Genomic DNA, 14,129 nt, shown 5'->3' with positions numbered 1-14,129 from the left:
TTTATATTGTACACAATAAATTATCAGACTAAAACAATAATATTATACCCTATTAGTTGTTTTGGTATTTTGCATTCTGTTATGGCGCCATATCGGCCGGTAATTTTCTATAGTCAATGCGTTTATTACTAAAGTCAATGACACTATTTTGTTGTGAACAAATATCGTTTGAAATCATATGACAGGAGTGGTCAATACTGGGATCGTCAATACCTGACCATTCAGAAAATAGACTTAAAAAGTTAATTCCACTTCTGCCAGCGTTGATGTACTGCCGGTTGATAGAATTATGAGAGCTAATAAATAGTGGTACTTCATAATCTTGACGATATTGGTCATTATGGGTGAGTTTAAGGTCACTCGGATTGTTTTTATTGACGAAACCCAAACCATGATCAGAAAAGTATATCATGCTCCATTTTGAGTGGCTGTCAGTTAAATATTGATGAATAGTTGCCAGTAGCTGATCCGTATTTTTTATGCTCTGGATATAACATGAGATCTCTTTACTTTTATAAAAAATATCATAATGATTATCAGTTCTGGCGCAGGCGCGAGGATGACTACCCATTAAATGAACAATAATCAATTTTTTGGCCTGAGGGGCTTTGATTGCTGCTGCAATTTGCGGTAGTAATTCATCATCATTGCTCTCTTTGCTATTATTATAACTTCCTCTTTTAAGGAAAAATGGCTGGTCGGCTTTTTTCCCCAGCGAGGCAATCGGTGTGTCATAGATACCAACCGCTCCCTGATTTGACAGCCAATAAGTAGTAAATCCCCACTTTTTAGTGAGCGCAATAACGCTATTAGCTAATTTAGGAGGCTGAGTTAGCGAATGAGTTAATGATGGTACGGTTGTTGAGGCGGCTGAAATATAATGATTGAATATAATACCATTAGCAGCATCCATAAATGGGGTATCATTAATTGGAAAGCCATAAACATGCATAAAGTCGCGTCTAGCGCTTTCACCAATCACCATAACATAGGTATCATAGGGTGTGGCAGCATTGTTTGGCTGGAAATCATCTTTTTGTGCAATTAAGCTAAAAAGCTTTTCCGTCTCGCCTTTCGCCTCATAGGTATCTTTGATAAATTTAATTTCTGGATAACCACTATTTAAAATATCAAATTCACCTATTTCTTTATAATCTTTTATTGGGCCATAGAAAAGAAACAGCAGAAAAGTAATAAAAGCCCAAACCTTTATTTTTTTTGCGCTATTAAGCTTGAATTTTGCACAGAAAAAACCGAACAGTAAAATAAATAATGATCCAATATAAAGATAATATGGAATATTAGTAATAAATTCTATTGCTTCATGTAAATTGGTGTAAGTAACTGATGTTGCTATGGTGAGTGAGGGCGCACCATATAGAAACCTGGCCGGAAAATATAGCGCTGCAATAATTGTAAATATGATAATAAATCCACAATATATTATCCGTAATGGACTGATAACGATGAGTAATGCAACGATACCCGCTGTATAGTTTAGCCTTGGTGGATAACCTAAAGCGTAATGAATTAAGCTAAATAATATAGTAAGTAGCAATATTTTTAGCAAAAAATACTGATTGTTATTTATTAATTTTTTTATCATTTAATATACACGTGTTAATTAGGTTACTATCTTTAATGAAAGATGAGCAGGGTCGAATAGACTAAATTTATGTAATAGCATAGCTTATGTTACAGATGATTTAGCAAGGTAATCTATTATCTGTTCCAGTGTTATTAAACCATAGATTGATATTATGTTATAACAACTTTTACCCTATAAGTTAATTTTTTGAGGTTTTTTATTCGTGGAACAAGCCAAAAAAGATGTTTATTGGATGCGAAAAGCTATTTTACTCGCAGAAAAGGCGCAAGCAAAAGGTGAAATTCCGGTAGGTGCGGTATTGGTTCATGAAGATAAATTGATTGCAGAAGGTTGGAATCAGCCTATTTCGGATCATGATCCATGTGCTCATGCAGAAATTATAGCTTTGCGGGCAGGTGGCCAATATTTACAAAATTATCGCTTACTTAACACTACTCTTTATGTGACCTTAGAACCATGTATTATGTGTGCTGGGGCCATGATCCATGCGCGCATCAGTCGCTTAGTTTATGGTGCCTGTGATCAAAAAACCGGTGCTGCGGGCTCAATAATTGATGTTTTTAATCATCCTGATATGAATCATCGTATTCTGGTATTGGGAGGGATTTTGTCTGATGAATGTTCGGCGATGTTAAGTCGTTTTTTTAAACAGCGGCGAGCAGAAAAAAAATTGGGCAACAAAGTGCCGCGCTGTTAAATTAAATCTGCCTAAGCAGCTTAGTGAGGCTACTTAGGCAGAAGTAAAGGCTAATACTATTTTAGTAATGATTGGCAAAATTAATCACTACTTTCTTTTTTACTGCTGGCTCTAGAGAATAAAAGCGGATCCCTGGCGGCAAGCTGCATATTTTGATTCATTTCCTTATTCTGTAGGTAACCCACCAAGCTTTGGTGATAACGGCGAATATTTTCCACATAACGATAGGCTTCATAGCCACGTGCATAACCGTAGGTTAATTTAGCAAAATATTTTTTCTTACTGAGTAAGGGAAGTCTAGCTTTTACATCTAACCAACTGTCTGGATCACCACCTTGTAGGAGTGTCAGTTTCCTGGCATCAAGCATATGACCCAATCCCATATTATAAGCTGATAATGCAAACCAAATACGATCATCAGGCGCAATAGTGGTTGGTAAGCGTGACATCAGATATTGTAAATAAGCAGCGCCACCTTTAATACTTTCCTCTGGATCCAGCCTATCTGACACACCCATAGTTTGTGCGGTAGGTACGGTAAGCATCATTAAACCACGAACACCCGTTGGTGATGTGGCAAGTGGATCCCAGTGGGATTCTTGCCAGGAAATTGCTGCGAGTAGCCGCCAATCCATATCTTCTGCATATTTTTTGAACAGATGTTTATAGGTTGGCAAAGTTTTATTAATCGCAGTAATAAATGAAAGCGTATCAAAATAATCAAAGCTAGCAACATGGCCAAAATATTTTTCATCTAAGCGGGTTAAAAGTTCTTCTTCTTTGCTTTTATTGAAGAAGTCTAACATTGCTGCATTTAGACTATTATCTTTTGAGCGTTTCATATACCAATTAAGGCTATGATCGTCGCTAACATTAAAAGCAACTGCAATGTTTGGATGAATGCGTTGCTGCATGGCGACGACAATAGAGTTTTCTAAGGTATAATCAATTTTTCCTTCAGCTAGCAGTTGTAATAACTCAGTCGCATTATAATGACTGGTTTCTTCCCACTGGAGATTAGGGTATTTTTGCTTCAACCGTTGCAGTGTACTAGCGTGTACTGAATCTGTGGCAACGACAAACTTCCCTTTTATATCATTCAAAGAGCGTGGACGATTTATCCCTTTGCGATAAATCAGTTGTTGTGAAACGGTATAGTAGGCAGGTCCCGGCTGTGCTCTATCGAGGCGCTTCTCATTGTAGAGAAGTCCTGCAGTAATGAAGTCACTATTACCGTTTTCTAGATCATTAAAAAGCTGATTGATATTTGAACGTACATTGATACGTAGCTTTACGCCAAGGTAATCGGCAAAGCGTTTGGTCAGTTCGTAATCAAATCCGCTTGCTTCTTGCTTATCGTTAAAGGACATAAGTGGTGAATTAATGGTACTTACACGTAGTTCACCACGAGAAATAATTCTCTTTACCTGGTCTTGCTGCTGGTTGGGCCACTCAATATTAAGTGCAATGACACCAACAGAAATTATAGAGACAATAACGATAACAAGATAATTAATTCTAATATTAATCAAATGGTTATATCTCGTTAGTTAAACAGATTATCTTAATTAAAATGACCAAATTATGGCCAATTTTTTAAGAGCCCGATATTTTGCTTAACAAAAAAATGATTTGCAACGTAATTTAATCTATTTTACATATCTTTAACATTCCCTAGTGAGTGATAAATGTTCACGCAAACGGTTTCGTAATGGCTCATGATGCTTTATAATAGTCGGCCAGTTTTCCTGATACCTATGCTTCAGGCCAGCTTTATAAGTTAAGAGAAACTATTACTATGGAAATCCTGCGTGGCTCACCCGCTTTATCGACATTTCGCATTACTAAGCTTCTATCTTTATGCCAACAGCAACAACTGCCGGTTATTGACATTTATGCTGAATATGTACACTTTGCTGAACTTGGTGCGCCATTAAATCAGGATGACCGACAAAAACTGAGTAAGTTGCTTCATTATGGCCCTTCATTAACTGAGCAACAGCCTACAGGCCAGTTACTCTTGGTTACTCCACGGCCAGGCACTATTTCACCTTGGTCTTCAAAGGCAACGGATATTGCTCATAACTGTGGATTACAGCAGGTGATCCGGCTTGAGCGTGGGATTGCTTATTATATTATTTATTCTGCACCACTGGATATATCACAATTGGATGATTTATCTGTCATTTTGCATGATCGAATGGTTGAAGCGGTTTGGACTTCTTTTGAGCAGGTAGAATCACTCTTTGTGCATCATAAGCCAGCGCCGATGGTAACAATAGAAATATTAAAAAATGGTCGTCGCGCACTTGAATTGGCAAATACTGAATTAGGGTTAGCGCTAGCCACAGATGAAATTGATTATTTGATGCATGCCTTCCAAACATTAGGGCGGAATCCAACCGATGTTGAGCTCTATATGTTTGCGCAAGCTAATTCAGAACATTGTCGGCATAAAATATTTAATGCCAGTTGGATTATTGATGGTAAAAAACAACCTAATTCTTTGTTTAGTATGATAAAAAATACTTATCAACAAACGCCAGATTATATTTTATCTGCTTATAAAGATAACGCTGCCGTGATGGAAGGATCGAATATTGGGCGTTTTTTTCCTGATCCGGTAAGCGGTAAGTATGATTATCATCATGAAAATACCCATATTTTGATGAAAGTAGAAACCCATAACCACCCGACAGCTATTTCTCCTTGGCCAGGCGCTGCAACTGGCTCGGGTGGAGAAATACGCGATGAAGGCGCCACAGGACGTGGTGCAAAGCCTAAAGCAGGCTTAGTCGGATTTGCTGTTTCTAACTTACGCATTCCAGGTTTTAAACAACCTTGGGAACAAGATTTTGGTAAACCGCAGCGTATTGTTAGTGCGCTTGATATTATGCTGGATGGGCCATTAGGAGGCGCGGCTTTTAATAATGAATTTGGCCGACCCGCTTTGTTAGGTTATTTTCGTACTTATGAAGAACAAGTGAATAGTCATAATGGCGCAGAATTACGCGGCTATCACAAACCAATTATGTTAGCAGGTGGTATAGGTAATATTCGGGCAGAACATATTCAAAAGGGCAATATTCCGGTTGGCGCTAAATTAATTGTACTAGGTGGCCCGTCAATGAATATTGGGCTGGGAGGCGGCGCAGTTTCATCGATGACTTCAGGGCAATCTGATATTGATCTTGATTTCGCCTCAGTGCAACGTGACAACCCTGAAATGGAGCGTCGTTGCCAAGAGGTTATTGATCGCTGTTGGCAGTTAGGTGACGATAATCCGATTCTATTTATTCATGATGTTGGTGCGGGAGGGCTTTCTAATGCCATGCCTGAGCTAGTAAATGATGCGGGTCGAGGGGGGATATTTGAACTACGCCAAATATTGAATGATGAACCAGGCATGGATCCACGTGAGATTTGGTGTAATGAATCTCAAGAGCGTTATGTATTGGCTGTGTTACCTGAACAACTTCCTTTATTTGAGTCTATTTGTCGTCGAGAACGCGCACCCTATGCCGTTATTGGTGAAGCAACGGAAAATCGGGATTTGCTACTTAATGATAGTTATTTTACTAACCAGCCTATTTGCATGCCACTGGATGTTTTGTTAGGTAAAACACCCAAAATGCGACGTGATGTTAGTTCTCAACATGCAGCTGGTAAGCCGATTAATCGAAAGACGATAACCTTAACAGAAGCGGTTAAACGGGTATTACATTTACCCGCAGTGGCAGAGAAAACTTTTCTGATTACTATTGGCGATCGTAGTGTTACCGGAATGGTAGCGCGAGATCAAATGGTTGGTCCTTGGCAGATCCCGGTTGCTGATTGTGCGGTCACGACAGCGAGTTTAGACAGTTATTATGGCGAAGCTATGTCTATCGGTGAGCGCTCACCAATAGCACTATTGAATTATGCAGCATCCAGCCGGATGGCAGTTGGAGAAGCATTGACCAATATCGCTTCTGCTTATGTTCAGGATCTAAAACGGGTGAAACTTTCCGCTAATTGGATGGTAGCCGCCGGACATCCTGGTGAAGATGCAGGTTTGTATCAAGCTGTAAAGGCGATTGGTGAGGAGCTATGTCCAGCATTAGGTCTAACCATCCCGGTTGGTAAAGATTCTATGTCAATGAAAACCACCTGGCATGAAGGCGAACAGGTTTGTGAAATGACCGCGCCACTTTCTGTTGTGATTACTGCTTTTTCACGGGTTGAAGATGTTCGTTTAACGGTTACACCTGAGCTGAAAAGTGATCAAGATAATGCATTATTATTAATAGATCTCGGGCAGGGTCATAATGCGTTGGGTGGTTCAGCATTGGCGCAGGTATACCGGCAATTAGGTGATTATCCACCCGATGTCCGTGATGCTAAATTATTAACCGGTTTCTTTAATGGGATTCAGGCACTTATTAAAGAACAAAAATTATTAGCTTATCATGATCGTTCTGATGGTGGCCTATTTGTGACATTAACCGAAATGGCATTTGCCGGTCACTGTGGGTTGAATATTGATATTGGTCATTATGATAAAGATATTCTTGCGGCTTTATTCAGTGAAGAATTAGGTGCAGTTATCCAAATCAAACAAGCAGATAGGGAAAAGGTGGAAGCTTGTTTAGCTGAGCATGGTTTGTCTGAGTGTGTACACTATATTGGTATGGCAATTAAAGACGATATTGTTGCTATCAACAGTGTCGGCAAAGAAATTTATCGTGAAAAGCGTAGCCAATTGCGTTTATGGTGGGCTGAGACCAGCTGGCAAATGCAACGTTTACGTGATAATCCTGAGTGTGCTGATCAAGAACATCAGGCTAAACAAGATCTGACAGATCCGGGTTTAAATGTAAAATTAAACTTTGATCCAGCAGATGACATTGCGGCGCCCTATATTATGACAAACCGCGCACCGAAAGTGGCTGTTTTACGTGAACAGGGGGTCAATTCCCATGTTGAAATGGCGGCTGCATTTCACCGTGCAGGTTTTACTGCCATCGATGTGCATATGAGTGATTTGTTAGCAGACAGAGTAACACTCGCAAATTTTCAGCTATTAGTTGCCTGTGGTGGTTTTTCTTATGGTGATGTATTGGGTGCGGGAGAAGGCTGGGCAAAATCAATTTTATTCAATTCACGAGTACATGACCAATTCGCTGGCTTTTTTACTCGCGCAGATACTTTATCTTTAGGCATATGTAATGGTTGTCAAATGATGTCTAATCTCAATCAATTAATTCCAGGTGCTGAACATTGGCCACGATTTGTTCGTAATCGTTCAGAACGCTTTGAAGCGCGTTTTAGCTTGGTAAAAGTGATGGAAAGTCCTTCGCTATTTTTACAAGATATGGCCGGTTGCCAACTACCAATAGCGGTTTCTCATGGTGAGGGACAAGTCGAGATGCGAAACATGGCTCATCTTGACCTGTTGGAAAAAAATCATTTAGTCGCGCTACGCTTTGTTGATAATTATGGTCAGGTTACTCAACAGTATCCAGCAAATCCAAATGGATCGATTAACGGTATTACTGCGGTAACGAGCTTAGATGGGCGGGCGACTATCATGATGCCGCATCCGGAGCGCGTATTTCGTACGGTTAGTCATTCCTGGCATCCGCAAGAGTGGGGCGAAGATAGCCCCTGGATGCGTATTTTCCGTAATGCTCGTCGGCAGCTGGGTTGATTAGATATTTTCTCCTATAGCTAATTAAAGTGATAAAACTTGGTTAGTAATAGCAGATAAAATGTAGCTTTAATCTTTTGATTGAAAACAAGTAAAAAATGAATTTGATTATGAGCTAAATTTAGCTGAAATTTAATATTAATTATTATTAAAATTATCTATTAGATTACATAACTGTCGCTAATTAGCAAAGTAAGTAAAATAAATTGTCTCTAAATGGAGACATTTAATTATATGATTTTTTATTAGTATCTAATTTACTTGATGAAATGTCGCTAATAGGCGACATTTTTACTAAAATTAAGGCATTAAATTTAATCAAAAACCATTTTAAAGCCTTATAAAATTTATTTTTTATTATATTTCAATTGATTATAATTAATTTGAAAAAGATAGCATATAAAATGCATATCATATTAGGTAGTTGCTCATTCAACTTTTTATGTCGGATCCTATAGCGATGGATGCATACCACATAAGCCAGGAATGATGCCAAAAGTAAGGTGCCTATCGTCCAACAGCATGATATAGCTTAAATTAATCTGCTTTATCAAACATCGGGCGACACGTGGAGTGAGGCACCATCTATAAAAATTCGCTGCTCTCCTCGCCGATATGGGCGGGGTGCAGGCAGTGGGTTATTCGATAAAATATTTATTGTTGCTTAGATGCAATATTATTTACCTTCCTTGCTTTATTTCCTTATTAATTATTTAACATTTCACCCTTGATTTTCGTGATTAAAAGGCTGTTTTTAACATAACAATCGATTAGATATTTTATTAAATTGCTAGGCAAATTCACTATCGCATAAAAGTTCTGTTACCATAATAGTATGAATAGGTAATGAGATGATTTCTTTGAATAAGTGGCATTCTTTTCCGCGCTCACTACGCCAACTGGTGGTGATGGCTTTTTTATTGGTTCTTTTGCCGTTATTAATATTGGCATATCAGGCTTATCAAAGTTTAGATGAGTTGAGTAATCAAGCAGCTGATATCAATCGCACTACCTTGCTTGATGCCAGGCGAAGTGAAATTATGACCAGTACTGCGCTTGAAATGGAGCGTAGTTATCGCCAATATTGTGTGTTAAACGATCAAACTTTTGCTGCGCTTTATAAGAAAAAACGGCAAGAATATAGTGAGATGCTAGCTCGTCAACTAACTATTTTGCCTGATAAAAACCAAATCACGACTATTCAAACCCTACTGGAAGAGCTCTCCGATTTAAAATGCGAAAATAATTCGCCTATTCCGGAAATGGCAACGGCGCTTGAACGTTTTTCGGTTACCAATAACCAATTAGTACAATTAACACGTGATGTAGTATTTGGACGTGGTACTCAATTGCAGAATGCTATTGCTGAAAAAGGGCAATATTTTGGTTGGCAAACACTAATTGTCTTTTTATTAAGTGTATTATTAGTTGTGTTATTTACTAGAATGATTATTGGTCCAGTTAAAGCTATTGAGCGTATGATTAATCATCTTGGGGCTGGAGGAACACTTCTTACCAGACTTGAGCGTTTTAAAGGCCCCAGTGAGTTACGTTCATTGGCTCAGCGCATTGTTTGGTTGAGTGAGCGGCTTCGTTGGCTGGAGTCACAACGTCATGAATTTTTACGTCATATTTCTCATGAATTAAAAACACCTTTAGCCAGCATGCGTGAAGGGGCTGAACTGTTAGCTGATGAAGTAGCAGGGCCTCTAACTTTAGATCAACGAGAAGTGGTCGCTATTTTGGATAATAGTAGTAAACATTTGCAACAACTCATTGAGCAATTATTAGACTATAATCGTCAGTTAGCCGATGGGCCAGCACAAATTCAGCAAATTGATTTAACCAAGTTGGTGGCAAATGTCGTTTCTTCACATAACCTAACGGCTAGAGCTAAAAATATGCAAACTGAAATTGAGTTGAATATTACTCACTGTCGTGCAGAGCCTACTTTTTTGGCCAGAGTGATCGATAATCTCTATTCTAATGCAGTGCACTACGGTTCTGAATCGGGTAAGATTTGGATACTAAGTAATGAAACTGATGATAAACTCCAGATAGATATCGCTAATACAGGAACTCCCATTCCAGAATCTGAACAAAATATGATTTATGAGCCTTTTTTTCAGGGATCTTTATTGCGTAAAGGGGCAGTAAAGGGTAGCGGGTTAGGATTAAGTATTGCCCAAGATTGTATTAAGAGAATGAATGGTCAATTATTGCTTATTGACTGTCAGTTTGCTGATGTCTGTTTTCGTATTGAACTACCACTAACCACAGAGTATGAATAATGCCAAATTGGTCTAATTACAACATCCTAATAGCCGCAGGGATAATGCGGAAAACATGGCATATTGTATCAGCGAGGCTAAGTTGTGAGGGATTTTTTTCCACTAAATGGAAAGTAAACTTAATCACACTTTTTTTACCATTTTTATTAACAGCATGTAGTAAATCTCACCATCCATTACCTCTGGATATGATAAATGAATCTATGCCAATAGAAGAACGTATAACAGATTATCGCTATGTAAATTGTGAAAAAATATGGAGTATAGAGAGTGAGAGTGCTTCAGATAATCCGCTTTACTGGTTGAGAATAGTTGATTGCGCTAATAGGTTGAATAAAGAGCAATCGCGTTTGATGGCTAAAACGATCCAGTTAATTAATTGGCAGAATGTTTTTCGTCATAGTATTTTACTCGATGTTGCCGAACCAACCGTCATCGTTCGGCGTAAGATGATTGATAATTTTAATATTTATAGTTTGCAGTTCCCTTCATCTATTCGACCACTATTAGAATTATGGCGTGAAAAGCAAATACAGATTGTTAATCTTGAAGAAGCCAATACTAAATATTTACGTTTACAACAAGAAAGCGATAATAAACTAGATAGGCTTGCTGAACAAAATGCTCATCTAACCTATGAATTAAATATTGTCTCGCGTAAGTTGGAAAATTTGAAAGATATTGAACGACAACTTTCTTCGCGTAAACAGGAACAAGCTATTTCAAGCGGAAAAATGGATAAAAGTAGTGCCAATTCAGCATCAAATAGTGCCGAGCCGAAAACAACCGATGTAACTAAAGAGTCGCATCAGGCTGATAACAGCGGAGAAAATGCGCAATGACAGTGCATAAATCAGCTAACCTACTTTTGGTAGATGATGATCCCGGTCTGTTGAAATTATTGGGTATGCGCTTGACCAGCGAAGGATTTAAGGTGGTTACCGCAGAAAATGGCGCGGATGCCTTGAAAATTCTAGCAAAAGATAAAATTGATCTGGTTATCAGTGATTTACGTATGGATGAAATGGATGGCATGGCACTTTTTGCTGAGATACAGAAACAGCAGCCAGGCATGCCGGTTATTATTTTAACGGCGCATGGTTCAATCCCTGATGCGGTAGCTGCAACCCAAAGAGGGGTATCGAGTTTTCTTACTAAGCCGGTTGATCGTGATGCTCTTTATAAAGCGATCGGTGAAGCTTTGGCCATGTCAATTTCGGTTTCTGATGAAAATTGGAGTGAGGAAATTGTCACTCGTAGCCCGATAATGCTTCGTTTATTAGAACAGGCACGTATGGTGGCTCAATCTGATGTTAGTATATTAATCAATGGCCAAAGTGGTACCGGTAAAGAAGTATTGGCTCGAGCAATTCATCGTGCTAGCCCTAGAGCTAAAAAGCCATTTATTGCAATTAACTGTGGGGCTTTACCTGAGCAGCTTTTAGAATCTGAGTTGTTTGGGCATGCCAAGGGCGCTTTTACCGGTGCGGTTACCCATCGTGAGGGGTTGTTTCTTGCTGCGCAAGGTGGAACATTATTCCTTGATGAAATTGGTGATATGCCTTTATCACTTCAAGTGAAACTATTACGGGTTTTGCAAGAACGTAAAGTTCGCCCTTTAGGTAGTAATCGTGATCTAGATATTGATGTTCGAATTATTTCAGCGACTCATCGTGATTTACCAAAGGCGATGGAAAAGAATGAATTTCGTGAAGATCTCTATTACCGTTTGAATGTGGTAAATATTAAAATTCCTGCCCTTAATGAACGTTCAGAAGATATTCCTTTGTTAGCTAATCACTTGTTAAGGGAATTAATAAAGCGTCATAAACCTTTTGTGCGTAGCCTATCGAGGGATGCGATAAAATGTTTAATGGCCGCCAGTTGGCCGGGCAATGTAAGGCAATTAGTAAATGTTATTGAGCAGTGTGTTGCATTAACAACGGCGCCGGTTATTAGTGAAGCGCTAGTCATTCAGGCACTGCAAGGCGAGAATACCGCATTACCTACTTTTGTTGAGGCTCGTAACCAATTTGAGCTTAATTATTTGCGCAAATTGTTACAAATGACAAAAGGCAATGTTACCCACGCAGCGCGTATGGCAGGTCGAAACCGAACAGAATTTTATAAATTATTAGCCAGGCATAAACTGGATGCTAATGATTTTAAAGAATAATTATTATTATGTCTGGAGAGTGAAATTTTATGAACCGAACGCTGAATATTGCACTAGCACAATTAAATTGGCTGGTAGGTGATATTGAAGGCAACTGTGAACGCATGTTGCAGGAAGCTAAGGCTCAACAGTTGCAGGGTGCGGATCTTATTCTGTTTTCGGAATTGTCTTTAACTGGCTATCCGCCGGAGGATTTACTTTTTCGGTCGGATTTTCACCAACGCTGTAGTAAACAGCTAGATCGCCTTAAAGAAGCGAGTCAAAATATAGCCATTGTCGTTGGTCATCCATGGCAGCAAAATGAAAAATGTTATAATGCATTGTCATTTTTCTGGCAGGGGCAAATGGTGGCGCGTTATTTTAAGCAACAATTGCCTAATTATGGTGTTTTTGATGAAAAGCGCTATTTTTATGCTGGTCACGAAAGCTGTGTCTTATCTTTTAAAGGTTATAAGCTAGGTTTTTTAATTTGTGAAGATGTTTGGTTTGATGAACCGGTTGATAGAATTAAAGCACTAGGCGCTGATGTGCTGATTATCATTAATGCTTCACCTTATAATCGCGAAAAACTCCATATCCGTACAAGGTTATTAAAATCTCATAGTCAAAGAACGCATTTGCCAATTGTCTATTTAAACCAGGTGGGCGGGCAGGATGAACTTATATTTGATGGTGGGTCAAAAGTATTTAATGGCCAGGGTGAGATAACGCATTATTTAGCGCAGTTTGCTGAGCAGGTTATCCAGTGTAAATTTAATGATGGCGAACCGCTACCAGTAGCTAATTTAGCTAAAACTTTATCTTCTACCGCACAAGTTTATGAAGCATTAGTCATGGCAACCCGTGACTATATTAATAAAAATGGCTTCTCAGGTGTTATTTTGGGATTATCAGGCGGAATTGATTCAGCTTTAACCTTAGCTATTGCAGTGGATGCTTTAGGAAAAGATAACGTTCAGGCAGTCATGATGCCTTTTAAATATACCGCTGAGATAAGCATCCATGATGCCAGAGAACAGGCTACATTGTTAGGTATTGAATTTGCGATAGTATCTATTGAAGCTATGTATGATGCATTTATGGCTGGTTTGTCGCCCTTATTTGCAGACATGGCTCCCGACACAACCGAAGAAAATTTGCAGGCTCGCTGTCGGGCTATCATTTTGATGGCAATATCAAATAAGAGTGGCCGTTTAGTATTAACGACCAGCAACAAAAGTGAATCGGCGGTAGGTTATACTAGTCTTTATGGTGATATGGCCGGCGGTTTTGCGGTGCTTAAAGATGTACCAAAGACGTTAGTATTTGAGTTGGCAAAATATCGTAATACGATTTCACCAAACATCCCTCAGCGCGTTATCGAGCGGCCGCCTACTGCTGAGCTGGCACCAGGGCAACTCGATCAAGATAGTTTACCACCTTATCCTGTGCTGGACGCGATCCTTGAAGGTTATGTTGAACAGGATAAATCGGTCAGTGAATTAGTTGCGGCTGGATTTGATGAAGTAACAGTACGTAAGGTGATTAAGCTAGTTGATATTAATGAATATAAACGACGTCAAGCACCGATAGGTCCACGCATTACTATTCGAAATTTCAATAAGGATAGGCGTTACCCAATTACTTCGGCTTTTGGTCGTAAAAACTGGTGATAATAGGATAATTTG

At 39.0% G+C, this 14,129-nt stretch carries 8 protein-coding genes; 6 read left to right on the top strand and 2 right to left on the bottom strand.

The window, feature by feature from the left end; all coding sequences use genetic code 11:
• Positions 1-79: 79 nt before the first annotated feature.
• The gene (locus ArsFIN_RS13770; protein WP_034249193.1) at positions 80-1,606 is read right to left on the bottom strand and encodes a phosphoethanolamine transferase; all 1,527 of its coding nucleotides are present in this window, start codon (positions 1,604-1,606) and stop codon (positions 80-82) included.
• A 235-nt stretch (positions 1,607-1,841) separates the two neighbouring features.
• On the opposite strand from ArsFIN_RS13770, the gene tadA reads away from it, so the two are divergent.
• Positions 1,842-2,306, top strand: coding sequence for a tRNA adenosine(34) deaminase TadA (tadA, locus tag ArsFIN_RS13765; protein WP_051296920.1), 465 nt, complete (start codon positions 1,842-1,844; stop codon positions 2,304-2,306).
• A gap of 80 nt (positions 2,307-2,386) precedes the next feature.
• Here the strand turns inward: tadA and mltF are convergent, their stop codons facing one another.
• Positions 2,387-3,838 (bottom strand): membrane-bound lytic murein transglycosylase MltF, encoded by a 1,452-nt coding sequence (gene mltF / locus ArsFIN_RS13760; RefSeq protein WP_051296914.1) that lies wholly within the window; start codon positions 3,836-3,838, stop codon positions 2,387-2,389.
• Positions 3,839-4,104: 266 nt separating this feature from the next.
• On the opposite strand from mltF, the gene purL reads away from it, so the two are divergent.
• The 5 genes from purL to ArsFIN_RS13735 all read left to right on the top strand — a co-directional run bounded on the left by purL (position 4,105) and on the right by ArsFIN_RS13735 (position 14,114).
• Positions 4,105-7,995: a phosphoribosylformylglycinamidine synthase gene (purL, locus tag ArsFIN_RS13755; protein WP_026821701.1), complete on the top strand. Its 3,891-nt coding sequence runs from the start codon at positions 4,105-4,107 to the stop codon at positions 7,993-7,995.
• Between the two features lie 851 nt (positions 7,996-8,846).
• Positions 8,847-10,286 carry a sensor histidine kinase gene (locus ArsFIN_RS13750; protein ID WP_026821702.1) on the top strand — a complete coding sequence of 480 codons (1,440 nt, stop codon included), beginning with the start codon at positions 8,847-8,849 and terminating at the stop codon, positions 10,284-10,286.
• Positions 10,286-11,128, top strand: coding sequence for a two-component system QseEF-associated lipoprotein QseG (gene qseG, locus ArsFIN_RS13745; RefSeq protein ID WP_051296915.1), 843 nt, complete (start codon positions 10,286-10,288; stop codon positions 11,126-11,128). The genes ArsFIN_RS13750 and qseG overlap by 1 nt, the downstream gene beginning before the upstream one ends.
• Positions 11,125-12,462 carry a two-component system response regulator GlrR gene (glrR, locus tag ArsFIN_RS13740; RefSeq protein ID WP_026821703.1) on the top strand — a complete coding sequence of 446 codons (1,338 nt, stop codon included), beginning with the start codon at positions 11,125-11,127 and terminating at the stop codon, positions 12,460-12,462. Before qseG ends, glrR begins: the two co-directional genes overlap by 4 nt.
• Before the next feature lie 29 nt (positions 12,463-12,491).
• The gene (locus tag ArsFIN_RS13735; protein ID WP_026821704.1) at positions 12,492-14,114 is read left to right on the top strand and encodes an NAD+ synthase; all 1,623 of its coding nucleotides are present in this window, start codon (positions 12,492-12,494) and stop codon (positions 14,112-14,114) included.
• Positions 14,115-14,129 lie beyond the last annotated feature (15 nt).

The organism is Arsenophonus nasoniae (genome assembly GCF_004768525.1).
Classification (GTDB): Bacteria; Pseudomonadota; Gammaproteobacteria; order Enterobacterales; family Enterobacteriaceae; genus Arsenophonus; species Arsenophonus nasoniae.
Note: the sequence above shows the minus strand (reverse complement) of the source record. Positions and strands in the feature narration are given on the sequence as shown.